Raw genomic sequence first — 25641 nt, forward strand, 5'->3', positions numbered from 1 at the left:
CCGCTACGACCTCAGCGAGGACGCCTCCACCGAGACGGCCATGATCTTCGGCGAGGTCTACCGCTACGGCGGCGAATGGAAGTTCCGTGCGGTGGGCCAGGGGTACGCCTCCGGCCTGCGTGGCATCGCTCTAGACTTCGGGGTCAACGTTTCGTAAAGCCGCGTCCCGTCGCGGCTCCCCGAACAGCGAAGGATTGGGTCGACCAGTGCTCCTGAAAACCTTTGGTTGGTCGTTCGCCGTGACCGCGGCCGGACTGGCCCTGGCCGGCGTTCTCTGGGGGTGGCAGGGGCTGGCGGTCGTCGCGATCCTCTCCGTCCTGGAGATCTCGCTCTCGTTCGACAACGCGGTCATCAACGCCGGAATCCTCCGGAAGATGAACCCGTTCTGGCAGAAGATGTTCCTGACGCTGGGCATCCTCATCGCCGTCTTCGGCATGCGGCTGGTCTTCCCGGTCGTCATCGTGGCCATCACCGCCAAGCTGGGCCCCATCGAGGCCGTCAAGGTCGCCGTCCAGGACCACGACCGCTACGAGCAGCTGGTCACCAGCGCCCACCCGGCCATCGCGGCCTTCGGCGGCATGTTCCTGCTCATGATCTTCCTGGACTTCGTCTTCGAGGACCGGGACATCAAGTGGCTGGCCTGGCTGGAGAAGCCGCTGGCCAGACTCGGCAAGCTGGACACGCTGTCGATCGTCGTCTCCCTGGTCGCGCTGCTGATCGCCGCGACCACCGTCGCCACCTCGGTCCCCGTGCACGGCGGTTCCGGCACGGTCGACAAGACGGCGACGGTGCTGCTGGCCGGCGTCGGCGGCCTGGTGACCTACCTGATCGTCGGCGGCATCTCGGGCTTCTTCGAGGACCGCCTGGAGGATGAGGAAGAGGACGGCGAGGAGAACGAGGAGAACGGGGCCGCGCTGCCGCAGAAGAGCGGCGCATCGGTCGTCGGACTGGCCGGAAAAGCCGCCTTCTTCATGTTCTTGTACCTTGAAGTCATCGACGCCTCCTTCTCCTTCGACGGTGTCATCGGTGCGTTTGCCATCACCAACGACATCTTCGCGATGGCGCTCGGTCTCGGCATCGGTGCGATGTACATCCGCTCGTTGACGGTCTTCCTTGTCCGTAAGGGCACCCTTGACGACTACGTCTATCTCGAGCACGGCGCGCACTACGCGATCGGAGCGCTGGCCGTCATTCTGCTCATCACGATCAAGTACGAGATCAACGAGGTCGTCACGGGTCTCATCGGCGTCGTCCTGATCGGACTGGCGTTCTTCTCCTCGGTGTTGCGCAACCGCCGCGAGAGCGGCACGGGCAATGGCTCCGAAACCAAGGCGGAAGTCGCCACCGGGGTGTGACCCCGGCACATTTGAGGAACGTTTCCCCTGGAGGCGGCCGCGAGGAACACCTCGCGGCCGCCTCGCGGGTTCACGGCACGGTCACGCTACGGACGGTGGGGGTACAGCGCGATGACGATCCGGGAAATGCTCTTCGGAAACTGGGGGTACGGGGCCGCGCGACAGTTCGATGTCACCGGCACCGGGGCGGTGGAGCTCACCAAGCGCCACCACACGTTCTCGCTGACCAAGCAGGGGGCCGCCACGGGCAATCTGCGCGTCAACCTGTCCTGGCGGATGCGCACCTCGGACTTCATGGACGACCGGTCCACCTCGCTCGGCGCCGGACTGCGGCACCCGTTCCGCAAGTTCACACCCGAGGTGGTGGCGGCACAGGGACCGGCCGTGGTCAACGTCGACCTCGACCTCGCCTGTATGTATGAGCTCCAGGACGGCACGAAGGGGGTGGTGCAGCCGCTCGGCAACATACTGGGCAGCATCAACTCCCCGCCGTACATCCAGCTCAGCGGCGACGACCGGTTCGGCTCGGGCGCGGGTGAGGACATCTACATCAACATGGACCACCGCGAAGAGTTCAAGCGCCTGCTGATCTTCGTCTACATCTATGACGGCACACCGGCGTTCGACCGTACCCACGCCACGGTGACGCTGTATCCCGGCAACGGCCCCCAGCTCGAAATCGCACTCCACGAGCGCGCCCCGGAAGCCCGCTCGTGCGCCGTCGTCATGATCGAGAACCGTGGCGGCGACATCGTGGTCCGCCGCGAGATGAAGTACGTCTACGGCTTCCAGAGCGAACTGGACCGGCTGTACGGGTGGGGGCTGCAGTGGGGCAGGGGCTACAAGTCCAAGGTGTGAACGCCCCGGCTCACCGGGCCAGGAACTGCGGCCCCTGAGGCGGCAACCGGAACCCCGGCGCCGGCCCGGCCGGCGCCGGCGGGTACCCGTACCCCGCCCCCGGCGGATACGACGGCACCGGCACCGGCGGCTCCGCCACCGGCTCCGGGCCCCCCGCAGGGGCCGCGGCGTCGTCCACCGAGATGCCGAACTCGGTGGCGAGGCCCACCAGCCCGGACGCATACCCCTGCCCGAGCGCCCGGAACTTCCACCCCTCCCCGCGCCGGTACAGCTCGCCGCAGATCATGGCGGTCTCGTCGCCCGTCTCCGGCTGCACATCGAAGCGGGCGACGGGCTCGGCGGCCGCCTCCGGTCCGCCCGCGGCCATGTCGTACAGCAGCACGGACAGGTCCTTGACCAGTCCGAAGGGGCCGCCGTCCGCGGAGGCGGCCAGCACGACGCGTGTCACCGAGCCGTCGAGCGCGGGGAGGTCGGCCTCCAGCGAGTCCGTCATCCCTTCCACGAGCCGCTTCTTCGGCAGGTGCCGGACCAGGCCCGAGGGGTGCCGGGGCTGGTTGTAGAAGACGAAGTCCTCGTCCGAGCGGACCCGTCCCGCATCGCCCAGCAGCAGGGCGGAGGCGTCCACGTCGGGGACGCCCGGGCCGGGGGTCCAGCGCAGTACGGCCCGTATCGTCAGGGCGTCCAGCGGGATGTTCGACCCCTTCAGCATCGCGTGCGTCATGTCCGCAATCCTGCCTTCCTCCGCGGGCGACGGACAACGCAGGGGGTGTCGCGCGTCCCGCTGCTCCTACTCGACATGTTGACGCCGGTCAGGAGTTTTTCTGTTGCTTGGGGAACTCTTGACCACCCGCCGGACGTACGATAACCAGCCACACTCCGGGCCCGGCAGCACTCCCGGAGGCGTCGAGGCGTGGCCCAACGGGGAGACTGATGAGGCATTTCGACCACCTTGCGCCCACGGTGCGGAATGGGCTGTTCCATAAGGAGCCGTGCAGCTTCGACGCCGGCTCCCCGGCCCGCACCCTCGCGGTCGCCCTCGGTGCCACGCTCTACAGCCCCGCCACCCGCAGCACGCTCGCCGCGGACATCGTCAAGCAGGCGGAGCGCGGCGTGGTGTCCATGGTCCTGTGCCTGGAGGACTCCATCGGGGACGCCGAGGTCGCCGGGGCGGAGGAGAACCTCGTCCGGCAGCTGACCGCACTCGCGGACTCCACCCGTGATCTCCCGCTGCTGTTCGTCCGCGTCCGCGAGCCCGGCCAGATCACCGCCCTGATGCGGCGCCTCGGCCCGGCCGGGCGGCTGCTGTCCGGATTCGTTCTCCCCAAGTTCACCGAGGAACGCGGCCTGCCCTTCCTGGAGGCGCTCACCACCGCCGAAGCCGCCTGCGGACAGCGGCTGTTCGCCATGCCCGTCCTCGAATCGCCCGAACTGCTGCACCTGGAGACGCGTACGGAGACGCTCGGCGGCATCGCCCGCGCCGTCGAGAAGCACCGGGACCGCGTCCTGGCCCTCCGCCTCGGCGTCACCGACTTCTGCTCCGCCTACGGACTGCGCCGCGCGCCCGACATGACCGCGTACGACGTGCAGCTCGTCGCCTCCGTCATCGCCGACGTCGTCAACGTCCTCGGCCGCGCGGACGGCAGCGGCTTCACCGTCACCGGCCCGGTCTGGGAGTACTTCCCGCAGCCCCAGCGGATGTTCAAGCCCCAGCTGCGCCGCAGCCCCTTCGCCGGCTCCGCGGAGGCGCTGCGCGCCGCGCTGATCGAGCACGACATGGACGGCCTGCTGCGCGAGATCCAGCTCGACCGCGCCAACGGCCTGCAGGGCAAGACCTGTATCCACCCTTCCCACGTCGCCCCCGTGCACGCCCTCTCCGTCGTCAGCCACGAGGAGTTCAGCGACGCGCAGGACATCCTGCGGCCGGATCGCGACGGCGGCGGAGTGCTGCGCTCCGCGTATACGAACAAGATGAACGAAGTGAAGCCGCACCGGGCCTGGGCCGAGCGGACGATGCTGCGCGCCGAGGTGTTCGGCGTCGCGCGGGAGGACGTGGGCTTCGTGGAACTGCTGTCGGCGAGCGTGCGGACGTGAACGCGGACGTGAACGCGGACGGGACTCGGACGTGAAGGAGCAACGGAGCGTGGTGGACGTGTGGTCGGGCCAGTGGGTCACGGACCGGCTCGGGGTCGGCCTGGAAGGGGACCGGCAACTGCCGGAGCTGCTGGGCCTGGCCCTGCGCCGCAACCCCCGGCGGGCGCACCTGCTGGTCTCGAACGTGCTCGGCAAGCATGTACCGGCCTCGCCCGCGCGGGTGTACGGGGCCGGGCTCGATCTGGGCCGCCGGGTACGGGAGTTGCTGGGCGGGGCCGGTGCGGCGGGGGCGGTGGTGCTCGGCTATGCGGAGACGGCCACGGGCCTCGGCCACTCCGTCGCGGACGGCCTCGGCACCGCCCCGTACCTGCACTCCACGCGCCGCGCCGTGCGCGGGGTCCGCGCGGTCGGCGGCTTCGAGGAGGAGCACAGCCACGCGACGTCGCACCTGCTGCTGCCCGAGGACCCGGAACTGCTGGCGTGCGACGGCCCGTTGGTGCTCGTCGACGACGAGTTCTCGACGGGCCGCACGGTCCTGAACACCATCGCCGCACTGCACGAGCGCTTCCCCCGCGACCGGTACGTGGTCGTCGCCCTGGTCGACATGCGCACCGCGCAGGACCGCGCGCGGCTGGAGGAGTTCGCGGCGGACCTGGGCGCGCGCGTCGACGTCGTCGCGCTGGCGAGCGGGACGGTCCGGCTGCCGGAGGGTGTGCTGGAGCGGGGCCGGGAACTGGTCGCCCGGCACGACGACGCCCGCGCCGAGGACCCGCCCCGCCGCGGCGAGGTCTCCCGCGTCGGCCTGCAGTGGCCCCTCGGCCTCCCCGACGGAGGCCGCCACGGCTTCACCCCCGCCCACCGCGCCCGCCTGGAAGCCGCCCTTCCGGCCATGGCGGCCCGTATCCGCGAGGCCCTCCCGCCGGGGGCGCGGCGCGTACTCGTCCTCGGCAACGAGGAGTTGATGTACGCGCCCCTGCGCCTGGCCGTGGAACTGGAGCGGTCGGTGGACGGCGTGCGGTTCTCCACGACCACCCGGTCACCGGTCCTCCCCGTCGACGACCCCGGCTATGCGATCCGGTCGCGGATCACCTTCCCGGCCCACGACGCCCCCGACGGCGAGCGCTACGCGTACAACGTGGCCGGCGCCGGCTTCGACGCGATCGTCGCCGTCGTCGACTCGGCCGGCGACACCCCCGCCCTGCACGCCCCCGGCGGCCTGCCGGACCGCCTCGCCGCCCACACCCGGAAGGTCCTGCTCGCCGTGATCCCCTCGCACCGCGCCGCCGGCGAGCCCCTGCGCGGCCCCGCCTTCTCCTCCTACGACCCCGAGGACGTCGGCTGGCTGCTCCAGGACCTGTCCTCCGTGGCACTCGAAGCCCCCACCGAGGAACGGGAGGAGGCCATCCAGAGCGGCGGCGCCCACTACGCGGAGTCGCTGCCCGTCGAGTACCAGCCCAGCGCGCGCTACCAGGCGCTCTACCGCACCGCCCTCGACGCCTCCGCGGCCCGGATCGCCCGCGCGGTCGGCGTCGTCACCGAGACCGTCCTCGCGGAGCGCTCGCCCCGCCCCGTCCTCGTCTCCCTCGCCCGCGCGGGCACGCCCGTGGGCGTGCTGATGCGCCGCTGGGCCCGGTACGCGTACGGCCTGGACCTGCCGCACTACGCCGTCTCCATCGTCCGCGGCCGCGGCATCGACGCCAACGCGCTGCGCTGGCTGGCCGGCCGCTACGACCCGGCGGACGTCGTCTTCGTCGACGGCTGGACCGGCAAGGGCGCCATAACCCGCGAACTCGCCGAGGCGATCGAGGGGTTGGAGGGATGCGACGGCTTCGACCCGCGCCTCGCGGTCCTCGCCGACCCCGGCCACTGCGTGGCCACCTACGGCACGCGCGACGACTTCCTCATCCCGTCCGCCTGCCTCAACTCGACCGTCTCCGGCCTGGTCTCGCGCACGGTCCTGCGCTCCGACCTCGTCGGCCCCGGCGACTTCCACGGCGCCAAGTTCTACCGCGAGCTGGCCGGCGCCGACGTCTCGCGCTCGTTCCTCGACGCCGTCACCGCCCGCTTCCCCGAGGTCGCCGAGGACGTCGCCCTCGACGCCAAGCGCTTCGCCGCCGCCCCCGACCGCACCCCCACCTGGACCGGCTGGGCAGCCGTCGAGCGCATCAGCGAGGAATACGGCATCCACGACATCAACCTCGTCAAGCCGGGCGTCGGCGAGACGACCCGCGTCCTGCTGCGCCGCGTCCCCTGGAAGATCCTCGCCAGGCGCGGCGCGGGCGCCGACCTCGACCATGTGCGGCTGCTGGCGGAACAGCGCGGCGTCCCCGTCGAGGAGGTCGACGGCACCGACGGCCTGCCCTACAGCTGCGTCGGCCTCGTCCACCCCCGCTACACGCGCGGCGCCACCGGCGCGGACGGCAAGGCGGTGCCGACGCCGTGACGCCGGTACTGGTCGCCAGCGACCTCGACCGCACCCTCATCTACTCGGAGGCCGCGCTCGGCCTCGCCGACAGCACGTCGCCGCTGCTGTGCGTGGAGACGTACCGGGACAGACCGCTGTCGTACATGACGCACACGGCCGCCGGGCTGCTGGCCGGGGTGGCCCGTACGGCCGTCTTCGTCCCGACGACGACCCGCACACGGGAACAGTACGAACGCGTCCGACTGCCCGGCCCCGCACCGCGGTTCGCCGTCTGCGCGAACGGCGGGCAACCCCTCGTCGACGGCGAACCGGACGCCGGCTGGCACGCGGCGGTACGGCGGAGGCTGGCCGCCGAGTGCGCCACGCTGGCCGAGGTCCGTACGCGGCTGCTGCGCACCGCGGACCCGGCGTGGCTGCTCAAGGAGCGCGTGGCCGAGGACCTCTTCGCGTATCTCGTCGTGGAGCGCGGGCAGTTGCCGGACGCCTGGGTCGCGGACCTGGCGGAGTGGGCGGCACCGCGGGGCTGGACGGTGTCCCTGCAGGGCCGCAAGCTCTACGCCGTGCCGGAACCGCTCACCAAGAGCGCGGCCGTCGCCGAGGTCGCCCGCCGCACCGGCGCGGCCCGGGTGCTGGCCGCGGGCGACTCCCTGCTCGACGCCGACCTGCTGCTCGCGGCGGACCTCGCCTGGCGCCCCGGCCACGGCGAACTGGCCGACCTGGACTGGACGGCACCGCACGTCACGGCGCTGGCGGCGCGGGGTGTGACGGCGGGCGAGGAAATTGCGCGCGCCTTCGCCGCGGCGTGCACGTAATCTCGTGGGCGGCCTGCAGTCGTCAGCAGTTGTCAGCAGCCGCCAGCAGTCGTCACAACGAGGAGACGTCGTGCCCGAGTTGAAGAACGCCCCGCTCACGCCCGAGCTGTACGCGTACGTCCTGGCCCACAACCCGCCGCTGGACGCGGTGCAGCGCGACGTGGTCGACACCACCCATGCCTTGTTGCCGGACGTGGCGGTCAAGCAGGTCCCGCACGAGCAGGCAGCGCTGCTGGCCTTCCTGGTCCGCCTGACGGGCGCCCGGCAGCTGTTGGAAGTCGGCACCTTCACGGGCCTGTCGGCCCTGTCCATGGCGCAGGCGCTGCCGCCGGGCGAGGGCCGGCTGATCGCCCTCGACATCTCGGAGGAGTGGACGGCCCACGCCCGCCGGGCCTGGGCCGAGGCGGGCGTCGCGGACCGCATCGACCTGCGGATCGCGCCCGCCCTCGACTCCCTGCGGGCCATGCCGGCCGAGCCGCACCTGGACCTGGCGTTCCTGGACGCGGACAAGGGCGGCTACATCGCCTATTGGGACGAGATCGTCCCGCGGCTGCGGCCGGGCGGCCTGCTGGTGGTCGACAACGTCCTGTTCGGCGGCTCGGTCGTGGACCCGGCGGTGACGGACGGCCCGGGCGCGGCCGTCCGCGCGTTCAACGAACACGCGGCGAAGGACGGGCGGATGGAGAGCGTGATGCTGACCGTGGCCGACGGGGTGACGCTCGCGCGGCGGGTGGGGTAGCCGGGGCACGCCGCCCCGTCACCCCTACGGGGCGCAGCAGCCGCCCCCGCAGCAGCCGCCGCCTCCCGCCCGCGGAGCGGGCCCGGCGGTGCCGGTCACGGAAACGGTCGAGAGCAGCTTCACCGTGTCCTCGTGCCCGGCAGGGCACACGGCCGGGGCGGACGACTCGGCCATCGGCCGGTTCAGTTCAAACGTGTCACCGCACGCCTTGCACCGGTATTCATAACGAGGCATGCCCGCAGCATAAGGCGTCAGCGCCCCTGCCCCCGCTCGTCCCGGATCGCCTGCACCACCCCGGCCGCGACCTCGCGCACGGCCTCCGTCTCCGTGAGGAACCGCCACCAGTCCGGGTGCCGTCCCTCCAGCCCCGCGACCGCGCGCTCCAGCCGCTCGACCGCCGCGTCGAGCGGCCCGGCATGCCGCGGATCGGGCGTGCTGCGCCCGGCCATCGCCAGCCGCTGCGCGTCGCGCACGGCGAAACGGGTGCGCTCGACCTCCTTGCGGTGGTCGAAGGACACCTCGTCCAGCCGCCGCAGCCGCTCGCCGGCCGCGGACACGGCCTCGTCGGTGGTGCTCAGCAGCGCCCGCACCGTCGCCAGCCGGGCCGTCGCGTCCGCCCAGCGCTGCTCGTCCCGCGCCTCCTGCGCCTCGCGCAGCACCTGCTCGGCGCGGGCCACGGCCCGCTCGGCCTCGTCCGGCACCTGCTGCAGGTCCTGCCAGCACGCCGCGCTGTACCGGCGGCGCAGCTCGCTGAGGACGGGGCCGACGGCGCCCGCGCGCGTGGTGAGCGCCTGGGCGCGGGTGCGCAGCGAGACGAGCCGCTTGTCGATCTCCGCAGCCTTCTGCGGCAATTGACCGGCTTCGTCCTGGATGGCCGCGGCCTCGCGCAGCACACGCTCGGCACGCTCGACGGTCCCGCGTACACCGTGCTGCCCGGCGCCCTGGTTGAGCAGGGTCAGCTCGGGGGCGAGCGCGGCCAGCCGGGCGGCCAGGTCGTCGGCGCGCAGCCCCACGGCCCGTGCGGCGTCCAGCGCGTTGCTCGCGGCGAGCAGCCCCTGCCGGGCGCGCTCCACCGCCGGGGCGACCTGCGCCAGCTCGCTCTCGGCTCTCGCGAGCAGCGGCCCGAGACTCTGCCCGAACCGCTCCAGTTCGCCCTTGACGCGGACGAGCTCGTCCTTGGCCCGCGTCAGGTCGGCGCGGGCACGGGAGGCGGCGGAGGCGTCGAGGTCCTCCCGGTCGAGATCATGAGCATCGACGGCACCGATGTAGGAGTGCGACACCTCGTCGATCCGCTGCCCGAACGCCTCGAAGTCGGCGGCCGCCTTGCGGGCGGCGGGGGAGGAGTCCACCGCGGTGATCGTCTCGATGGAGATGCGGAGTTCGCGCTGGGCGGTGTCGAGCTCGTAGAACGCGGCGGCGGCCGCGTCCTTCGCGGCCTGGGCATCGGCACGCTGCGCCTCGCTGCTGCGGCCCCACCCCCAGCGGCGCGTGCCGCCGCCGGCGAAGGAGGCGAGGGCGAGGGCGGCGAGCGGAAGCGGGAGCAGCACGAGCGCGGCGGTCTCGCGAACGGACCGTCCTGCGTGCCGTATGGATTGCGCGAAGGTCGCCGTCACGTTGCCGTCTGCCCTCTCCGGTGAGTCTCCCCAGGCCCGAGGGGCCATTCTCCCACCTGCCCGGGAGGGGACGGCTCGGCCGGTGGCCGTGCCCGTGGCTCAGCCGGCGGTGACGGTGAGGTTCCCGTTGCTGCTGCGGGCGGTCACCGCGTGCGTGCTGGCGGCGTCGCGCGGGACGTCGACGCCGACGTGCCCGTTGCCCGCGTGCGCATCGACGTTGTAGGCGGCGCGGGGGAGGGCGATGCGGGTGGAACCGTTGCCGGTCCTCGTCTCGACCCGGTCGGGCACCTGCTGCAACCCGAGCCGGATGGACCCGTTGTCGCTGGTGACGGACACCTGACGGGAGCGGATGCCCTCTTCGGCGGTCACGCGCCCGTTGGACGTACCGACCTCCAGCCGCCCGGCGGTGTCGCGCACGTCGACGGACCCGTTGCCGGTACCGATCTTCAGATCACTGTCGAAGCCGCGGGCACGGACGGACCCGTTCTTCTCCTTGACGTGCACGGCGATCCCGCGCGGCACCTCGATCCGGTGCTTGGCGTCGCATCCCACACTGATCCCGCGACAGTGCAGCCGCAGCTTGAGGGTGTCCCCGTCCATGCTCCAGGTGACCCCCGCGGACCCGCCCACGGCCCACCCGTCGAACCACCGCGTCACCTTCACCTCCTTGCCGCTGCCGCTCCCGCCGACGAGCTCGATGGCGGAACTGTCGCTGTCCACGGTGAGCTCCTTCCCACTGAGGGCGAACGTCCGCTCCTCGGGCGCGGCATCGTCGGCACTGGCCCCGCACCCGCTGAGGGCGACACCGGTGATCAGAACACCACTGATCACGGTGGCGGTGCGGGTGGCGGCGGTGCGGGGAGACATGGGAACTCCGTTCGGGGGGCCTGACTGATGTCTTCGACCCTAGAAACGGGGGCCCGGGTAGTGGATCCGGTGCGCTACCGGGTTCGGGGTGGGGTTTTCCCCACCCCGAGGGGCCTTGATCAGGTTTGCCGGGGTGCGGGCCAGGCCATGTAGGCTGTCTGTTCGTGCGAGGGCGCATAGCTCAGCGGTAGAGCGCTGCTCTTACAAAGCAGATGTCGGCGGTTCGAATCCGTCTGTGCCCACCAGTGACGAAGCCCCGGAGCGATCATGCTTCGGGGCTTCTGACGAGCTCCGCCAGGACGAACGCATGTCCGTCGGCCGACCGAAGCCACGCACTGCTGCGGGTCGTCGTTGACCAGGGCATGGGACGACACAAACCAGGCAAGCCCCGCCGCCGACGGCACCCGGCCGCCTACACGCTCCGCCAACTGGAGCCGCCGGGCGGGGGATACGAGGAATGGATCCGCGTACCGCGCGGCACGGACGCTTCCCACGCTGTGAACGATCCCAAACTGACGGACGACGCCAGGGACATGATGGTGCGGATGGCCAGGCTCGGGCCGCTGTACGACTCCGAGCTGCCGATGTGCGCGCTCGACCTCGACGTCGCGATCGACACCGGCAGGCTGGGCCTGATCACGGGAGACGACAAAGGCGTTCTTGTGGCCGTCGAGGAAATCGCCGGCTGGTTCGGCAAGGTCGACGCCGAGGCCGACGTCCGCGAGTCCATCCACCGGCTCCACGCGCACGGTGCGATGCTCGTCGAGTTCCACGGAGACGTCCCGCTGCTGCGCATCGTGGCCGGGAAACCCGAAAGACCGGGCGAGCCCTGGATCTTCCACGGATCGCCCGAGAGCACGAGCCGGGACCAACTCACGCCCACATCCTGACCTGTTTCATGGCTATTTCATCGACAGCTGCCACCCTGCGCTCAATCTTCGATCGACGCAGGCCTGTTGCCGCCCATGGCGGGCCCTCGCCTGCCGCACAGAGGTACGGGGGACATGGCAGACTCGCCGGGGGAACAGGCCGCATCCGGCCAGGACGCATACGGACGGGCGATCCATGAGCTGGCGGGACGGGAAGGGCTCGGAGAACACCGGGCCGCCTACCCGTCGATCGCTCCGGCGCAGCGCCAGCACCTGGGCCGGGTCAGGGTCGCCGCCGCGGTCCTCGCGGCTCTGGCCGTGCTCTGTGTCGTGACCGGCCACCCCGCCCTGTTGATCATCTTGGGCGGCCCGCTCGTGGTGTGCCTGATAGCGATGGCGCGGTACGGCCGCGTGTCCGACCGCAACGAAGGGTCGCGGCTGGACCTGTACGAGCGGGGACTCACGATCGCCCACCGCGGCCACGTCCGGGCGGTCCGCTACACCGATACCGACGTTCTGCAGGACATCACCCGGCACACCTACAACGGCATGACCACCAGGATCAGTTACGCCTACACGGTGACCGACACGACAGGTGAACGCGTCATCCTCCGCGGCGGCTTCGCCGACCCCCACGAATGGGGACCGGCCATCCAACGAGCCGTCACCGTCGCACGCTTCCCCCAGGCCCTCGCCCAGCTCGCCGCCGGGCAACGGCTCGACTTCGGCCCTCTGTGGATGACGGCCTCGGGAATCGGCTCCGGCGGCAAGTCGGTGCCGTGGCAGCAGGTCGAGGAGATCACGGTGAAGGACGGCTACGTGAAGCTGCGCGTCGCCGGCCGCTGGAGCAGCCTCACGACCACGTCCGTACGTCTGATCCCGAACTTCTTCGTCTTCCGCGCCCTCGCGGACCGCCTCCGTCACAGCACCTGATCACGCTGCCGGCTCCGCCGCTCCCGGCACGTGATGCCGGGCACCGCCCAGTCCCGGAAGGTGCCCGGCGATACGAGCAGGCTGTACCGGGTCAGGGTCCGGGAGGCGATGACGGCGCTGGTGATTCCGACCGTACGGAAGTGGGTGTCGATGGCGGCCCGGCCCCGGACGCCGTGGATGCCGCGTTCCACGACGCCGGAAGGCAGTTGGACGACATCGAAGTGCAGGCCGACCTTGAGTGTGGCGTTCAGCCTCCTCGCCCACAGCTCGCGGGCATCGCCCGGGGGAAGCGTTCTTGTGCCCGATCGTGGCGCGTATGAAAGGCATGCGAGAAACCTGTCGTGCCCGGGGGCGACGAGTCCAGCGAATTCAGCCCTCGAAGCCGTTCGCCCGCAGGATGCCGTCGATACGGGCACGGTGCGCCGCCTCCCACACGTCCAGGGACTCCGCGGCCTCCTTCGCCAACTTCGCCCTGGCGTCCAGGAGTACCTGCTCCCGGCGGTCGCGCGGCACGACCACCACGCCCTCCTCGTCCGCCACGACAACGTCCCCGGCGTGCACCCGCACCCCGCCGCACCGCACCGGCACGTTGAACGGCTCCACGGCTGCCTTCGTGCCCGGGATCGGGATGACGCCCCTCGCGAAGACGGGGAAGCCCATCGCCCGGACCTCCGCGAGGTCGCGGATCACCCCGTCGGCCACGAACGCCGCAATTCCCCGGCGCTGCGCAACGGCGCACACATTGCCGCCGGCCAGCGCGTAGTCCATGTCCCCCGACTCGACGACGATGACCGAGCCGGGCTCCGCGCGGTGGATGGCCGCGTGCAGCATGAGGTTGTCGCCGCGAGGGCACCGCACGGTGAACGCCGGTCCGGCGACGCGCTGCGGTGACGGCCACAGCGGGCGGATGCTTCCTTCCGGTGCCCGTGCAAACTAGCAGCCGGCCCGATCACTTGAACACGTAAATGCGGGCGCAAGTCCTCACCCACACCGGCGTGTCGTGAAGATGTGCGTCGCCGGACACCCCCCTAACCCCCCGTCCGCGCCAGGAACAGGCGCGTCGTCGCGCCCAGCCCCACCCTGCCGCCCTGCGCATCCACCAGCGACGTCACCTCCGCGAACAGCGCCTCCCGTGTTCCGGGCGGCATGATGCGGTACGCGGAGTGCGAGGACAGCAGGTCCACGAAACCCCCGGTGGAGTGCTCGTGTGCCGATGTGTACGTCCGCTCCTCCACGTCCACGAAACCGTCCTCCGCCGCCAGTTCCTGCCGGACCCAGGAGTCGGGGCCGTCCGTGCGGGAGCAGACGAATTCGTCCGGGAACCTCTGCGCGAAGTGCTGCCGCTCGTGGGCAGCGGTCAGTTCGGCCCGGAGGGCGGTGTCCTTCACATGCCAGTCCGTCCAGAACAAGGCGATTGTCCCGCCCCGCTCCAGCGCCTCACCGGCCCGTGCCCAGCGCAGTTCCGGGGCGATCCAGTGCCACGCCTGCGCGGAGTACAGGAGGCCGTAACGGCGGTCCGGCTGCCAGGTCTCGAACTCTTCGGCCACGACCGTCACCGGCGCCCCCGCGCACTTGCGTTTCAGCAGTTCCGCCATGCGCGGGTCCGGCTCGATGCACGTCAGCGGTACGCCGCGGGCGGCGAAGGCCAGCGCGGCCTTGCCGGTCCCCGCGCCGACCTCCAGGGCGGGCGCCCCGCGCAGGTCCGCGAACACCAGGATGTCGTCGACGAGTTGGTCCGGGTAGGCGAGACGCGCAGCGTCGTACGTCTCGGCGACCTCGCCGAAACTGCGGCTGCGGCGCCGCCACTCGCCCGGCTGCTCGCTCTGCGGTGTCGACTCCTCGCTCATGAGGGCACCTTAGGGCGTGCCCCACGGGAGCGCGGCACCCGCGCACGTACACCCGCGCAGGCGAATGCGCACCCCCGTGCACCCGATTCGCACTTGCGGACGAGCAGTCCCCGCCGTATCGGACTTGGCGGCATCCGGCCCTTCTCCGCGCCGGGCGCAGCCCCGATGGTGGTGTGCGGGTCGGCGGCGTCCCGCCGCCGACCGAACCGAGTGAGAGGAAGTCGCGCGCATGCCTCCCATCCCGGTAAAGCCCGGTGTCTACCGGATCCACGCCCACATCATCGGCCCCGGCGCCCAGGTGACGGCCACGGAGCACGCCGTCAAGTACGGTGCGCCCATCATCACCGACCGCGCCAACCCGCTGCCGATCGAGCAGGAATGGGTCATCGAGCCGGCCCAGCCCGTGCCGGGCTCCCCGTATGTCATCCGGCTCGCCCTGCAGGAGCAGGCCGGGATCGTCCTCGCCGAGGACAAGCTCTGGGTGAACAACGTGCCACGCGAGGAATGGGCGAAGTTCACGTTCGAAACGGTCCTCGGCGGGGTCAAGATCCTGTCGGACAAGGGCCTCGCCCTGCGCGCGGGATACCGCGGTTCGCAGATCGAACTGGTGCCGCCCAAGCCCGACTTCCAGGAGACCTGGACGCTCGAGTTCATCCGTCCTCTCGACGGGGAGTGAGCGCGTAGCTCGTAGCTCGTAGCTCTTAGCACGTGGCACGTATCAAGTGGCCTGCCCGCCGGTCGCGGCGACCGGCGGGCAGGAGGCCTGCCTCCGGCGGGCATACGCCGTGGGCAGCCCCGGTGTGCGGCGTACCGCTCAGCCGGCCGTCGGCTCGGCGACGGGCGCCGCAGCGGCGGCCTTCGGCCGGGAGCGGCGCGCGTAGGTGATCGTCCAGAAGATCAGTGCGCCGGTGACGGCGTACGACAGCACCGAGTTCAGCGTCACCATCGAGGCCGTGTCGAGGGCATAGGACAGGGCGATGCGCAATGCCGCCTCGGCGACGTAGGCCAGTCCCCAGCCGATGGTGAGGTTCCGCTGTACGCAGCGGAACCCCTCGTACTGCCACAGGCCGTTCCACCAGGAGATGGCGGCCGGTGTGCCGTCGGTGGCGAATTTGCGGCCGAAATAGAACATCATCGGGCGCGGGGCGGCCAGGGAGGCCAGGCAGGCGATTCCGAAGATCCCGGTGACGAGCGAGTCCTTGACCAGGAGCAGCCGGGCCGACTGCGGACCGGCCAGAGTGACCACGATGGTCAGCGCCATGAACACCAGGCTGATGACCGCGAATTCATCCACCCGGCGATGCCAGGCCAGATGGACGCCGATGTCCACGACCGGCCACGCGGCGGAGGCGAGAAGTGCGGTGACCTCGCCGTATCCGGCCGAGGTCAGGTGGTTGTACGTCATGATCGGCGCAACGATGTTGAAGGCGATGGTCAGCGCCCAGCCGATTGCTGCGGTTCTGCCCTTGCGGGCAGGCGCCTGCTCCGACACGGAATTCCCCCGATGATCTTGAACGAGTGTCGGCTGGACAATAGCCAATTCCGGCCAGGTACGCGTACTTCCCCCGGCCGCCGGGGGGGGTACGCGTACCGGCCTCCACGAGAGGTTCGGCGACTCGGGGGCTGCCGTGAGGACTCAGGCCGACGCGGCCGCTTCCGCCTCCTGCCGCAGCCGCTTCTTGTCCGGCTTGCCCGCGTCCGTCAGCGGCAGCGCCTCCGTGAAGACGATGCTCGCGGGCACGTACATCGCGCCCCGCTCCTCCTGGACCAGCGCGCGCAGCTGCTCCGCGTCGACACCGCTGCCCGGTACCGGGACGACCACGGCGTGGACCTGCTCCATGCGGTCGGCGTCGCGGACGCCGAAGACCGCGCTCTGGAGCACCTCCGGGTGGGAGTTGAGGACGTCCTCCAGTTCGCTGGTGTACACATGGCCGCCGACCACGACGATCATGTCCTTGAGGCGGTCGACGACGGTGATGTAGCCCTCCTCGTCGACGAACCCGATGTCGCCGGTGTGCAGCCAGCCGTCCCGCAGCACCTCGGCGGTCAGTTCGGGCTGCTTCCAGTAGCCCTGCATGAGCCGCTCCGAGCGGATGCATATCTCGCCGTGCTCGCCGGCCGGCAGGTCGCGGCCGTCCTCGTCGCGGATCGCGACCTCGACGCCCTCCAGCGGCTTGCCCGCGGAGCGCAGGCGCTGCAGGTGGCGCGGGTGGTCCAGGTCGTGGTCCTCGGCGGTGAGGATGCTGATGCCGCCGGCCTCGTTCTGCCCGTAGAACTGCAGCAGTACGGGGCCGAAGCGGCGCACCGCGTCCGCGATGCGGGCCGGGGAGGACTGGCAGCCGCCGTAGGCGATGCAGCGGAGGCTGGAGGTGTCGGTGCGGTCGGCGTCCGGGTGGTCCATCAGCTGGTAGAGCAGCGGCGGCAGCAGGAAGAGGTCCGTGATGCGCTCGCGCTCGATGGCGGCGAGGACGGCCGCGGGGTCGAAGTCCTCCAGCAGGACGACGACGCCGCCCTCGCGCAGGGTGGCGTCGGCCATGTGCCCGGCGGCGTGGGCGAGGGTGGTGCAGACGAGCAGGCGGACGTCGGCGTTGTGCTCCATCGCGCGGAACGGGTTCTGCCCGAACGTGCTGCAGATGCCCTTGGGGTGGCCGGTCGTTCCGCCGGTGTGCCGGATGGTGCACACGTCGCCGGGGTGCGCCTGGTTGGGGAACGGCTCGGCGGATTCGCGGGCGGCCAGCTCCAGCAGGTCGGTGCCCGCGTCCGAAGGGCCGAGGACGAGCACGGACTTCACCGGGGCCAGGGCCGTGACCTCGGCGGCCCGTGCGGCCAGGCGCGGGTCGACGATCAGGGTGTGCGTCTCGACGTCGCGGACGATGGTGGCCTGGACGTCGGCGGACAGCTTGTTGTAGAGGTGGTTGACCTTGCAGCCGAGCAGGTTGGCCGCGTAGCGCGCGGCGATGATCTCGGGCAGGTTGCCGCTCAGCAGGGTGACCGTGTGCCCGCGGCGCAGGCCCTGGGCCACGAGGGCCCGGGTCATGCGGTAGACGAGGTCGCGGATTTCGCCCGCGGTGACGCGCCGGTCCCCGTGGATCAGGGCCTCGCGGCCGGGGTCGGAGCCGAGGGCGTCCAGGTTCTCCTCGACGTAGGTGCGGAAGGCCGGCGCGGTGTCCCCGCCGGTGCTCGTGCTGGGCATTGCGGATCCTCCAGTGAGGTTGCTCTAGGCAACCAGACTGTCGTGACTGTTTCGGCTTGAGCAACCCTGGTGCGTAACTTGTCGTGAAAGCTCCGGAAACTCGTCGGAAATGTGGCGGCCGGGAGCGCCTCACCGTCCCGTCGGCAGCGGGAGCAGGCCGCCACCCTGCTCCCGCAGCCATAAGCGGTATGTCTCGTTCCGCTCTGCCGCCTCCGCGTACGCCTCCATCAGGTCGCCGAACAGGGCGTCGAGTTCGCGCATCGGCAGCGCACCGCGCCGCGACGCCAGTGACAGCTGCGCCGTCAACGGGTCGCCGAGCAGCGGGCGGACGACCGTTCCGGCCTCCGGTGCCGCCGTCGGCTGGCAGCAGCGCACCGCCTCGCCGGAGGCGACCAGTTCGGCCGCCGTCGTGGTGTCGCGGACGTGGAGGATGCGGGGGGCCGTGCCGGCGGCCGTGAACGCGCGGTGCAGGGCCGTCGCCTCGTCGTCGGCCGCCGGGTCGGTGATCCAGTCGTCGCCGGCGAGTTCGCCCAGCGGCACCACCGGGCGCGCGGCCGCCGGGTGTCCGGCGGAGAGGGCGACGAAGCGCGGCTCGCAGGCGATGAGCACGCGGCGCTCGACCCCGGCCGGGACGGGCAGGGGGAAGCCGGTCGTCTCGTGGACCAGCGCGACGTCGAGCTGGTTCGTCGCCAGCAGCTGCAGCAGCACGCCGGAGGAGACGTCGATGTGGATCGTGGTGTCCGTCTCCGGCAGCCGCCGGTGGATGCGGTGCAGCCAACCGGTCACCGCGCGGCTGCCGATGCTGCCGATGCGTAACCGTGCGCCGCCGATGCCGAGGGCCGCGTCCCTGGCGGCGGTCACCAGGGCGCTCATCTCGGCGATGATGGGGCGGGCGCGGGCGAGGACGGAGTGGCCCAGGGGAGTGGGGCGGCTGCCGGTCCGGCCGCGGGTGAACAGCAGCCCGCCGATGCAGCTTTCGATGCGGTGGAGCTGGGTGGTGAGCGAGGGCTGGGTCATGCCCAGCTGCAGGGCGGCCTTGCGGACGCTGCCGGTGTCGGCGATGGCGCAAAGTGCACGGAGGTGCCTGACCTCAAGCTCCACGCAGGGAGCATAACTTCGCCTCGTACGTCACACCAGACACATAACAGAGGTGATGCGACTACGGAGCGCGAAGGTTAGGTGATGGGGCGGTGCTATGCCCAATTGGCATCATCCGCACCGGCGTTAACGCGTCACAGACTCAAGGGGAACAAGCGTTCACCCGTTGAACTCCGGTCGCCGGCCCACCCCGTGCGGCCCGGGGTTCTCGGCACGAATGGAGTCCCCCACATGAACCGCTCCACTGCAGTGCTCTCCGCCGCCCTCGGACTGGGTCTGGCGGCCGCCATGACGGCCGTGCCCGCCTCGGCGGCGACCACGGCACAGCCGGCCGCATCGGCGAAGTCCACGGCGTCCTCGCGGGCCGCGTACGTCGGCTCGGCCCGCGAACAGGCCGACACGAAGGCGTTCTTCGAGGCCGTGATGAAGTCCGCGAAGGCCAAGCAGGCCGCGTCGCCCGGCCTGCGCACCGTGACGGTGACCTACGACCCCAGCCAGGCGCCGAGTTTCCAGAACGAGATAGCCAACGCGGCGCAGATCTGGAACAGTTCCGTCCGCAACGTCCAGCTGAGAGCGGGCGGCAACGCCGACTTCAACTACTACGAGGGCAACGACTCGCGCGGCTCCTACGCCAGCACCGACGGCCACGGCCGCGGGTATGTCTTCCTGGACTACCAGCAGAACCAGGAGTACGACTCGACCCGTGTCACCGCGCACGAGACCGGTCACGTCCTCGGCCTGCCGGACCACTACTCGGGCCCGTGCAGCGAGCTGATGTCCGGCGGCGGCCCCGGCCCGTCCTGTACGAACCCGTACCCGAACGCCGCCGAGCGCAGCCGCGTGAACCAGCTCTGGGCGAACGGGCTGAAGTCCCTCGACCGGGACGTGTTCACCAAGGTCCGGTGAACGGGCGGCTCTTGGGACGGCCCTTGAGCGCGCACGCGTGATACGACAGCGGGCCGGCTCCGTCGATCGGAGCCGGCCCGCCGGCCGTTGTCGCGTGGGGTCACTGCGGCTGCGCTTCCGGTTCCTCCGGGCGCTTCATCAGGTACACCGCCCCCGCCCCCGCCGCGAACAGCGCCAGGACCGAGACCGCCGTGCCGAGCCAGGTCGCGCCGAGCCACATGCCGCCGAAGTAGCCCAGGCTCACGCTGTATGCGGCCCAGGTCACACCCGCCAGTGCGGACCACGGAAGGAACTCGGTCACCCTGCGGTGCATCACGCCCGCACCGAGGCTGACCACCGAGCGGCCGGCGGGTGCGAAGCGGGCCAGCACGACGAGCGGTCCGCCGCCGCGCAACAGGGCCGTGCCCAGCTTGGCCTGGGCCGCGGTGAGGCGGCGGGAACGGGCGATGGCGCGGTCGAAGCGGTCGCCGCCGCGCCAGGCGAGGCGGTAGGCGACCATGTCGCCGAGGACGGACGCGGTGGCCGCGCAGGCGATGAGCGCGAACATGTTGGGGAAGTCGGCGTGCCCGTGGGCCGCGTCACCCACCGCACCGGCGGCGGAACCCGCGGCCGTGGTGGCGGCGGTGATCACCAGGACCCCGCTCGGCAGCACCGGCAGGAAGACGTCCAGGAGGACGGACAGCCCGACGATCACGTATATCCATGGTGTGTCGGCCAAGGCCCCCAACTGCTCCAGCACGTCCTGATCTCCCGGTACGGTCCCCCGCCGCGACGTCGCAGGGGAGCGGCAGGGGCGGCCTTCACAACCGTACAGCGTACGCCTGAAGGAAACGGGAGATGTGCGCGGGACGCGTGATGTTCTTCGCATCCCGCGCCCGAAGGTGCACATCGGTCGTGCGCATCACATCAGTTGAGCGCACTGCGCCCCGGCCGGGGCGGCCGTCAGGCGGAGTTGCGCGCGGAGCGGCCGAAGAGGCGGTCCAGAGCGAACGCACCGGGGCCGGTGAAGACCAGCAGCAGGAAGGCCCAGCAGAACATCGCGGACGCCTCGCCGCCGTTCTGGATCGGCCACAGGGCCACCTTCTGGTGCACGTTGAAGTACGCGTAGGCCATGGAACCGGAGGCGATCAGCGCCGCGGTGCGGGTGCCGGCACCGAACAGGACGAGGACGCCGGCCACGAGCTGGATGACCGCCGCGTACCAGCCGGGCCAGGTGCCCGCCGGGATCGTGCCGCCGTGGGTGCCGGCCGCGCCGCCCAGGATGCCGAAGAGCGAGGCGGCGCCGTGGGTGGCGAAGAGCAGGCCGACGACGATGCGGAACAGCGACAGGACGTACGGGCGGGCCGCGTCGAGGCGTCCGGCGAGCGAGTCGGGCGCGGGGGCGGTGGCTGCGGCGCTGGTGGTGGCGGCCGGGGTGGTGGGGGTCGGTGTGGGGGGCATGAGCGGTGCTCCTCGTGCGACGGGGACGGAAAGCGGAGTACTTCAGGTTAGGGGCGCCTAAGAGTGCTTGCAAGTTCAAGTTCTTGATTTTCGGCACCGGCGCCGCGTCGCGTACCCTGAGGGGAGCAGAAGGGGAGTAGCTCTTCGCCGGAACGTCGACATACTGCCGGGCCTCGTGCCCGGCCGGCGCCCGGAGGCCGGTCGCTTGCGCTGTGCAGGCCCGGCCAGCGAGACCTTCGGCAGCAGTGTCCGTCCACGACGCTGCCGTGCCGAAGCGACCCCTGAACTCGTCGGTGCGGTACGACAGCGTCGCCCCTCCGACTCGAGGAAACCGCTCCTGTGTTCAGCTTCACCGTCGCCGCGCTGGTCTTCGGCGTGATCTTCCTGGCCGAACTTCCCGACAAAACCGCCCTGGCGTCCCTGATGCTCGGTACGCGCTACCGGGCCTCGTATGTCTTCGTCGGCGTCGCGGCCGCCTTCGCCGTGCATGTGGCCCTGGCCGTCGCGGCGGGCAGCCTGCTGACGCTGCTGCCGCAGCGGTTGCTCCAGGCCGTCGTCGGGGTGGCGTTCCTGGCGGGCGCCGCCGTGCTGCTGCTGAAGAAGGACGACGACGAGGAGGAGATCAGGAAGCCTGCGGACCAGTCCTTCTGGAAGGTGTCCGGGGCGGGCTTCATGCTGATCCTGGTCGCGGAGTTCGGCGACCTCACGCAGATCATGACGGCCAACCTGGCGGCGCGCTACAACGACCCGGTCTCGGTGGGCGTGGGCGCGACCCTGGGCCTGTGGGCGGTCGCCGGCGCGGGCATCGTGGGCGGCAAGGCGCTGATGCGGTACGTACCGCTGTCACTGATCACGAAGGTGGCGGCCCTGGTGATGCTGGCCCTGGCGGGCTTCAGCCTGTACGAGGCGGTGGCGGCCTAGGCGAGGCGCCCCGTAAGGGGCGCGGGGAACTGCGCGACCGGCCACAACCGGCCCGCAGCGGAAAAAGAATCCCCGCCCACCCGCTCGTCGGTCCCGAACCCCCGGAGGGGGTTCGCTGTGCGCGGACCGTCGAGCAGGCGGACGGGGAAGCCTGATCAGCCGACCGTCAGCACGATCTCGCCGTCCGCCCCGCGGGCGACGCCCACCTGCGTGAGGTCGGCCACGGCCACGTCCGGCGCATGCGCGGCAGCGCGCGGACCGATGCCCACGACTCGCATCCCGGCAGCCCGAGCGGCAGCGATCCCGGCCTCCGAGTCCTCGAAGGCCACGCACTCCCCAGGGGCGAAGCCCAGCTCGGCGGCCCCCTTCAGGAAGCCCTCGGGGTCCGGCTTGCTGGCGCTCACGGACTCCGCGGTGACGCGGACACCCGGCATCGGCAGGCCCGCCGCCCCCATCCGCGCCTGCGCCAGGCCGCTGTCCGCGGACGTGACCAGGGCGTGCGGGAGACCGGCGAGGGCGGCCATGAAGGCGGGCGCACCCGCCACCGGCACGACGCCGTCGACGTCGGCCGTCTCGGCCTCCAGCATGCGCCGGTTGTCGGCGTGGTTGAGCTCCATGGGGCGGTCCGGCAGCAGGACGGCCATGGTCGCGTAGCCCTGGCGGCCGTGGACGACCTTCATGACCTCGTCGGCGTCCAGACCGTGTTCCCCGGCCCAGCGGCGCCAGCAGCGCTCGACGACGGCGTCGGAGTTGACGATGGTCCCGTCCATGTCCAGCAGCAGTGCGCGGGCGGTGAGCGTGATGGTCATCCGAGGACTCCAGAGCGCGGGAGAAAGACAAGCGGCCCCGTCCGCCGGTCAGGGAGTGCGGGCGGGGCCACTTTGTTTCTCAAACATACAAAAAGCACCGCCAGAAACGCCAATGCCCCAGGTCGCAGCCGCTGCGAGGGCCCTTTCCGGAGCCGCCCGAACGGGTGTCCCGGCAGGCCGTACGGGCACTTCCGGCTCACGATGGAGCTTGACGGAACCCCGACCCCGGCCGCTCAACGGAGGGGAGTTCCCATGGCGCAGGACAAACCCGCACTCCCGCCCGAATCCGCCCCCGGCCCCGCCGCGGCCACCGCCCCCGGGGCCGTGCCCGGCGCGGGTCATGTGCAGCGCAGCGTGCCGGTCGCCATCGGCGCCCTGCTGCTGGGCATGCTGCTGGCGGCGCTCGACCAGACCATCGTCTCCACCGCGCTGCCCACGATCGTCAGCGACCTCGGCGGGCTGGAGCACCTGTCGTGGGTGGTCACGGCCTATCTGCTCGCCTCCACCGCCGCGACCCCGCTGTGGGGCAAGCTCGGCGACCAGTACGGGCGCAAGAAGCTCTTCCAGACCGCCATCGTCATCTTCCTCGTCGGCTCCGCCCTGTGCGGGGCCGCGCAGAACATGCTGGAGCTGATCGGCTTCCGCGCCCTGCAGGGCCTGGGCGGCGGCGGGCTGATCGTGCTGTCGATGGCGATCGTCGGCGACATCGTGCCGCCCCGCGACCGCGGCCGCTACCAGGGCCTGTTCGGTGCGGTCTTCGGCGGTACGAGCGTGCTCGGGCCGCTGCTCGGCGGGCTGTTCGTGGACCACCTCAGCTGGCGCTGGGTGTTCTACGTCAACCTGCCGGTCGGCGCCGTCGCGCTCGCCGTCATCGCCGCCGTGCTGCACATCCCCGTCCACCGCACCCCGCACCGCATCGACTACCTCGGCACCTTCCTCATCGCGGCCGTCGCCGTCTGCCTGGTGCTGATGACCTCGCTCGGCGGCACCACCTGGGCCTGGTCGTCCTGGCAGATCGTGTTCCTCGGTGTGCTCGGCGTGGCCCTGCTCGTCCCCTTCGTGCTCGTCGAGCGGCGCGCGGCCGAACCCGTCCTGCCGCTGGGCCTGTTCCGCAACCGCACCTTCGTGCTCTGCTCGGTCATCGGCTTCATCGTCGGCTTCGCGATGTTCGGCTCGATGACCTACCTGCCGACCTTCCTGCAGGTCGTCCACGGCGTCTCGCCGACCCTGTCCGGCGTGCACATGCTGCCGATGGTGGCCGGCATGCTCATCGCCTCCACCGGCTCCGGCCAGATCGTCAGCCGCACCGGCCGCTACCGCGTCTTCCCCATCGCCGGCACCGGCGTGATGACGATCGGCCTGCTCCTGCTGCACCAGCTCGAACCCGCCACCGGGACGGGCGAGATGAGCGTCTACTTCTTCGTCTTCGGCTTCGGGCTCGGCCTCGTCATGCAGGTGCTCGTGCTCGTCGTGCAGAACTCCGTCGACTACGCGAACCTGGGCGTCGCCACCTCCGGCGCCACCTTCTTCCGCTCCATCGGCGCCTCGTTCGGCGTCTCGGTCTTCGGCACGATCTTCTCCAACAAGCTCGGCCCCCGGATCGCCGCGGCCCTCGCCGGGGCCGCCCTGCCGCCCGGGCTCACCCCCGGCGCCCTGGCGGCCGACCCGCGGGCCGTGGGCCGGCTGCCGGCCGCGGAGCGCGCGAGCGTCCTCGGCGCCTACTCCCAGTCGATCACCGATGTCTTCGTCTACGCCGTGCCCCCCGCCCTCCTCGCCTTCGCCTTCGCCTGGCTGCTCCGGGAGGAGCCGCTGCGCAGCGCCGTCACCGCGCCGGAGGCCGGCGAGGTCGTCTCCAGCAACCCCGTCCAGCGTTCCTCGCACGACGAGGCCGCCCGCATGCTGTCGCTGCTCGGCAGCCGCGAGGGCCGCAGGCAGGTCTACGAGAAGATCACCGAACGCGCCGGGCTCGACCTGCTGCCCGCCGCGAGCTGGATGCTGCTGCGCATCAACCGCTACGGCTCCGCCGAACCGTCGCTGCTCGCCGAACGCGCGGGCATCCCGCTGCGTGTGGTCACCGAGGCCGGGCGCCAGCTGGAGATACGCGAACTGGTGCGGCGCGAGGGCGTGCTGCTCGTGCTCACCGAGGAGGGGAAGCGGCAGGCCGGACTGCTCTTCGACGCGCGCAAGGAGTCACTCGCCGAACTGCTCGGCGACTGGTGGACGCCGGACCGGCCCACCGACCTCAATGTGCTCGTCCGCGAACTCAGCGCCGAACTGTGCGGCTCCGACGCGGAACAGCCGCGCAACGGCGGCGAGTCCAGGCGGGATCACGACGCGCGGCCATGAACTCCCTCCAGCCGCTTGGTCATCCAGACCTCCGCGTATGCGCCGTCGTTGTGGGCGGGCGTCTCGCGGAAGTCCTGGCGCGCGTACAGCGCCCGCGCCTCCACCAGGTCCAGCCGGGTGTCCAGCACCATGCGCTCCGCGCCCCAGGAGCGGGCCAACTCCTCGGCCGCGCCCAGCAGGACGGGCCCGCCGCCCCGCCCGCGCTGCGCGGGCCGGACGAACATCCGCTTCACCTCGGCCGTTCGCGCGTCCAGCCGCCGCACCCCCACGCAGCCGGCCGGCCCGCCGTCGTACCGGCCCACCAGGAACACGCCCTGCGGCGGGACGAGATCGTCGCTGGGGTCCTCGGCCAGGTGCCGCTCGATCTCCTCCGGGGTGCACCGCCGGCCGTGGTGCAGCAGATACCAGCGGTCGGCGACGTCGACGAGGTACTCGCGCAGCAGCGCGGCCGATCCGGCGGAGCCGACGGGCTCCGGGGCGACGGTCCAGGAGGACGAGTTCGCGATCATGGTCATGGCG

Annotated in this window: 26 protein-coding genes, 1 tRNA gene and 1 pseudogene; 14 read left to right on the forward strand and 14 right to left on the reverse strand. The window is 71.5% G+C overall.

Annotated features, from left to right (window positions below; translation table 11 throughout):
- From HG542_RS29235 to HG542_RS29245, 3 genes are all read left to right on the forward strand, one after another.
- Positions 1–157: TerD family protein (locus tag HG542_RS29235; protein WP_171086682.1), on the forward strand; the 157-nt coding region annotated here is incomplete at its 5' end.
- Between the two features lie 49 nt (positions 158–206).
- Positions 207–1355: a DUF475 domain-containing protein gene (locus HG542_RS29240; RefSeq protein ID WP_171086683.1), complete on the forward strand. Its 1149-nt coding sequence runs from the start codon at positions 207–209 to the stop codon at positions 1353–1355.
- Positions 1356–1466: 111 nt separating this feature from the next.
- A complete protein-coding gene (locus HG542_RS29245) occupies positions 1467–2213 on the forward strand; it encodes a TerD family protein (protein WP_373313190.1) in 747 nt (248 codons plus the stop codon).
- 10 nt (positions 2214–2223) lie between these two features.
- Here HG542_RS29245 and HG542_RS29250 read toward each other — a convergent pair whose 3' ends face one another.
- Positions 2224–2934 (reverse strand): TerD family protein, encoded by a 711-nt coding sequence (locus HG542_RS29250; protein ID WP_171086686.1) that lies wholly within the window; start codon positions 2932–2934, stop codon positions 2224–2226.
- Between the two features lie 209 nt (positions 2935–3143).
- On the opposite strand from HG542_RS29250, the gene HG542_RS29255 reads away from it, so the two are divergent.
- The 4 genes from HG542_RS29255 to HG542_RS29270 all read left to right on the forward strand — a co-directional run bounded on the left by HG542_RS29255 (position 3144) and on the right by HG542_RS29270 (position 8280).
- Positions 3144–4304, forward strand: a complete 1161-nt coding sequence (locus tag HG542_RS29255) for an HpcH/HpaI aldolase/citrate lyase family protein (RefSeq protein ID WP_171086688.1) — start codon at positions 3144–3146, stop codon at positions 4302–4304.
- A gap of 49 nt (positions 4305–4353) precedes the next feature.
- Complete coding sequence (locus HG542_RS29260; protein ID WP_373313191.1) at positions 4354–6747, forward strand: phosphoribosyltransferase; 2394 nt, start codon at positions 4354–4356, stop codon at positions 6745–6747.
- A complete protein-coding gene (locus tag HG542_RS29265; RefSeq protein WP_308438085.1) occupies positions 6744–7541 on the forward strand; it encodes an HAD family hydrolase in 798 nt (265 codons plus the stop codon). The genes HG542_RS29260 and HG542_RS29265 overlap by 4 nt, the downstream gene beginning before the upstream one ends.
- Before the next feature lie 70 nt (positions 7542–7611).
- On the forward strand, positions 7612–8280 hold the full coding sequence (locus HG542_RS29270) for an O-methyltransferase (protein ID WP_171086690.1): 669 nt from the start codon (positions 7612–7614) through the stop codon (positions 8278–8280).
- A 24-nt stretch (positions 8281–8304) separates the two neighbouring features.
- On the opposite strand, the gene HG542_RS29275 is transcribed toward HG542_RS29270, so the two are convergent.
- Genes HG542_RS29275 through HG542_RS29285 form a run of 3 tightly spaced genes read right to left on the reverse strand, consistent with a single transcriptional unit; the run spans position 8305 to position 10760 of the window.
- A complete protein-coding gene (locus HG542_RS29275) occupies positions 8305–8514 on the reverse strand; it encodes an FmdB family zinc ribbon protein (protein ID WP_171086691.1) in 210 nt (69 codons plus the stop codon).
- 17 nt (positions 8515–8531) lie between these two features.
- The gene (locus HG542_RS29280; protein WP_255316305.1) at positions 8532–9941 is read right to left on the reverse strand and encodes a coiled-coil domain-containing protein; all 1410 of its coding nucleotides are present in this window, start codon (positions 9939–9941) and stop codon (positions 8532–8534) included.
- A 51-nt stretch (positions 9942–9992) separates the two neighbouring features.
- Positions 9993–10760: a DUF4097 family beta strand repeat-containing protein gene (locus HG542_RS29285; protein ID WP_229922825.1), complete on the reverse strand. Its 768-nt coding sequence runs from the start codon at positions 10758–10760 to the stop codon at positions 9993–9995.
- A gap of 170 nt (positions 10761–10930) precedes the next feature.
- Here HG542_RS29285 and HG542_RS29290 point away from each other — a divergent pair.
- The 3 genes from HG542_RS29290 to HG542_RS29300 all read left to right on the forward strand — a co-directional run bounded on the left by HG542_RS29290 (position 10931) and on the right by HG542_RS29300 (position 12562).
- A tRNA-Val gene (locus tag HG542_RS29290) sits at positions 10931–11005 on the forward strand.
- 252 nt (positions 11006–11257) lie between these two features.
- A complete protein-coding gene (locus tag HG542_RS29295) occupies positions 11258–11650 on the forward strand; it encodes a hypothetical protein (protein WP_229922826.1) in 393 nt (130 codons plus the stop codon).
- Positions 11651–11764: 114 nt separating this feature from the next.
- Entirely contained in the window at positions 11765–12562 is a 798-nt protein-coding gene (locus HG542_RS29300) for a DUF6585 family protein (RefSeq protein WP_171086698.1), read from the forward strand.
- On the opposite strand, the gene HG542_RS29305 is transcribed toward HG542_RS29300, so the two are convergent.
- The 3 genes and pseudogenes from HG542_RS29305 to HG542_RS29315 all read right to left on the reverse strand — a co-directional run bounded on the left by HG542_RS29305 (position 12550) and on the right by HG542_RS29315 (position 14409).
- The gene (locus tag HG542_RS29305) at positions 12550–12753 is read right to left on the reverse strand and encodes a hypothetical protein (protein WP_171086700.1); all 204 of its coding nucleotides are present in this window, start codon (positions 12751–12753) and stop codon (positions 12550–12552) included. The genes HG542_RS29300 and HG542_RS29305 overlap by 13 nt on opposite strands.
- Positions 12754–12931: 178 nt before the next feature.
- A pseudogene (locus HG542_RS29310) lies at positions 12932–13471 on the reverse strand (RraA family protein); the annotation flags it as partial.
- Between the two features lie 119 nt (positions 13472–13590).
- Positions 13591–14409, reverse strand: a complete 819-nt coding sequence (locus HG542_RS29315; RefSeq protein WP_171086701.1) for a class I SAM-dependent methyltransferase — start codon at positions 14407–14409, stop codon at positions 13591–13593.
- A 229-nt stretch (positions 14410–14638) separates the two neighbouring features.
- On the opposite strand from HG542_RS29315, the gene HG542_RS29320 reads away from it, so the two are divergent.
- Positions 14639–15085 carry a hypothetical protein gene (locus HG542_RS29320; RefSeq protein WP_171086703.1) on the forward strand — a complete coding sequence of 149 codons (447 nt, stop codon included), beginning with the start codon at positions 14639–14641 and terminating at the stop codon, positions 15083–15085.
- 138 nt (positions 15086–15223) lie between these two features.
- Here HG542_RS29320 and HG542_RS29325 read toward each other — a convergent pair whose 3' ends face one another.
- From HG542_RS29325 to HG542_RS29335, 3 genes are all read right to left on the reverse strand, one after another.
- Positions 15224–15901, reverse strand: coding sequence for a VC0807 family protein (locus HG542_RS29325; protein ID WP_171086705.1), 678 nt, complete (start codon positions 15899–15901; stop codon positions 15224–15226).
- Positions 15902–16045: 144 nt separating this feature from the next.
- A complete protein-coding gene (locus HG542_RS29330) occupies positions 16046–17602 on the reverse strand; it encodes an AMP-binding protein (protein ID WP_171086707.1) in 1557 nt (518 codons plus the stop codon).
- 129 nt (positions 17603–17731) lie between these two features.
- Complete coding sequence (locus tag HG542_RS29335) at positions 17732–18703, reverse strand: LysR family transcriptional regulator (protein ID WP_171086710.1); 972 nt, start codon at positions 18701–18703, stop codon at positions 17732–17734.
- 228 nt (positions 18704–18931) lie between these two features.
- Here HG542_RS29335 and snpA point away from each other — a divergent pair, with 228 nt between their 5' ends.
- On the forward strand, positions 18932–19606 hold the full coding sequence (snpA, locus tag HG542_RS29340; protein WP_171086712.1) for a snapalysin: 675 nt from the start codon (positions 18932–18934) through the stop codon (positions 19604–19606).
- A gap of 100 nt (positions 19607–19706) precedes the next feature.
- Here the strand turns inward: snpA and HG542_RS29345 are convergent, their stop codons facing one another.
- Together HG542_RS29345 and HG542_RS29350 are read right to left on the reverse strand one after the other, a co-directional pair.
- Positions 19707–20345, reverse strand: a complete 639-nt coding sequence (locus tag HG542_RS29345) for a DedA family protein (RefSeq protein ID WP_190076297.1) — start codon at positions 20343–20345, stop codon at positions 19707–19709.
- 203 nt (positions 20346–20548) lie between these two features.
- Positions 20549–21046: a DoxX family protein gene (locus HG542_RS29350; protein WP_171086716.1), complete on the reverse strand. Its 498-nt coding sequence runs from the start codon at positions 21044–21046 to the stop codon at positions 20549–20551.
- 339 nt (positions 21047–21385) lie between these two features.
- On the opposite strand from HG542_RS29350, the gene HG542_RS29355 reads away from it, so the two are divergent.
- Positions 21386–21967, forward strand: coding sequence for a TMEM165/GDT1 family protein (locus HG542_RS29355; RefSeq protein WP_171086718.1), 582 nt, complete (start codon positions 21386–21388; stop codon positions 21965–21967).
- Between the two features lie 155 nt (positions 21968–22122).
- Here HG542_RS29355 and HG542_RS29360 read toward each other — a convergent pair whose 3' ends face one another.
- Complete coding sequence (locus HG542_RS29360) at positions 22123–22776, reverse strand: HAD-IA family hydrolase (protein ID WP_171086721.1); 654 nt, start codon at positions 22774–22776, stop codon at positions 22123–22125.
- Between the two features lie 252 nt (positions 22777–23028).
- Between HG542_RS29360 and HG542_RS29365 the strand changes: the two genes are divergently transcribed.
- Positions 23029–25122: an MDR family MFS transporter gene (locus HG542_RS29365; protein WP_171086723.1), complete on the forward strand. Its 2094-nt coding sequence runs from the start codon at positions 23029–23031 to the stop codon at positions 25120–25122.
- Here the strand turns inward: HG542_RS29365 and HG542_RS29370 are convergent.
- Positions 25104–25631 carry a GNAT family N-acetyltransferase gene (locus HG542_RS29370; protein WP_171086778.1) on the reverse strand — a complete coding sequence of 176 codons (528 nt, stop codon included), beginning with the start codon at positions 25629–25631 and terminating at the stop codon, positions 25104–25106. The genes HG542_RS29365 and HG542_RS29370 overlap by 19 nt on opposite strands.
- Positions 25632–25641: the final 10 nt, after the last annotated feature.

It is taken from the genome of Streptomyces morookaense, assembly GCF_013030945.1.
GTDB classification, from domain to species: Bacteria; Actinomycetota; Actinomycetes; order Streptomycetales; family Streptomycetaceae; genus Streptomyces; species Streptomyces morookaensis.

Excerpts from the sequence above, each read along its gene's own strand:
- HG542_RS29360 (WP_171086721.1), bottom strand. The coding sequence starts at position 22,776 with ATGACCATCACGCTCACCGCCCGCGCACTGCTGCTGGACATGGACGGG.
- HG542_RS29320 (WP_171086703.1), top strand. The coding sequence starts at position 14,639 with ATGCCTCCCATCCCGGTAAAGCCCGGTGTCTACCGGATCCACGCCCAC.
- HG542_RS29370 (WP_171086778.1), bottom strand. The coding sequence starts at position 25,631 with ATGATCGCGAACTCGTCCTCCTGGACCGTCGCCCCGGAGCCCGTCGGC.
- snpA (WP_171086712.1), top strand. The coding sequence starts at position 18,932 with ATGAACCGCTCCACTGCAGTGCTCTCCGCCGCCCTCGGACTGGGTCTG.
- HG542_RS29255 (WP_171086688.1), top strand. The coding sequence starts at position 3,144 with ATGAGGCATTTCGACCACCTTGCGCCCACGGTGCGGAATGGGCTGTTC.
- HG542_RS29285 (WP_229922825.1), bottom strand. The coding sequence starts at position 10,760 with ATGTCTCCCCGCACCGCCGCCACCCGCACCGCCACCGTGATCAGTGGT.
- HG542_RS29275 (WP_171086691.1), bottom strand. The coding sequence starts at position 8,514 with ATGCCTCGTTATGAATACCGGTGCAAGGCGTGCGGTGACACGTTTGAA.
- HG542_RS29315 (WP_171086701.1), bottom strand. The coding sequence starts at position 14,409 with ATGAGCGAGGAGTCGACACCGCAGAGCGAGCAGCCGGGCGAGTGGCGG.
- HG542_RS29350 (WP_171086716.1), bottom strand. The coding sequence starts at position 21,046 with ATGCCCCCCACACCGACCCCCACCACCCCGGCCGCCACCACCAGCGCC.
- HG542_RS29250 (WP_171086686.1), bottom strand. The coding sequence starts at position 2,934 with ATGACGCACGCGATGCTGAAGGGGTCGAACATCCCGCTGGACGCCCTG.
- HG542_RS29365 (WP_171086723.1), top strand. The coding sequence starts at position 23,029 with ATGGCGCAGGACAAACCCGCACTCCCGCCCGAATCCGCCCCCGGCCCC.
- HG542_RS29280 (WP_255316305.1), bottom strand. The coding sequence starts at position 9,941 with ATGGCCCCTCGGGCCTGGGGAGACTCACCGGAGAGGGCAGACGGCAAC.
- HG542_RS29245 (WP_373313190.1), top strand. The coding sequence starts at position 1,467 with ATGACGATCCGGGAAATGCTCTTCGGAAACTGGGGGTACGGGGCCGCG.
- HG542_RS29330 (WP_171086707.1), bottom strand. The coding sequence starts at position 17,602 with ATGCCCAGCACGAGCACCGGCGGGGACACCGCGCCGGCCTTCCGCACC.
- HG542_RS29300 (WP_171086698.1), top strand. The coding sequence starts at position 11,765 with ATGGCAGACTCGCCGGGGGAACAGGCCGCATCCGGCCAGGACGCATAC.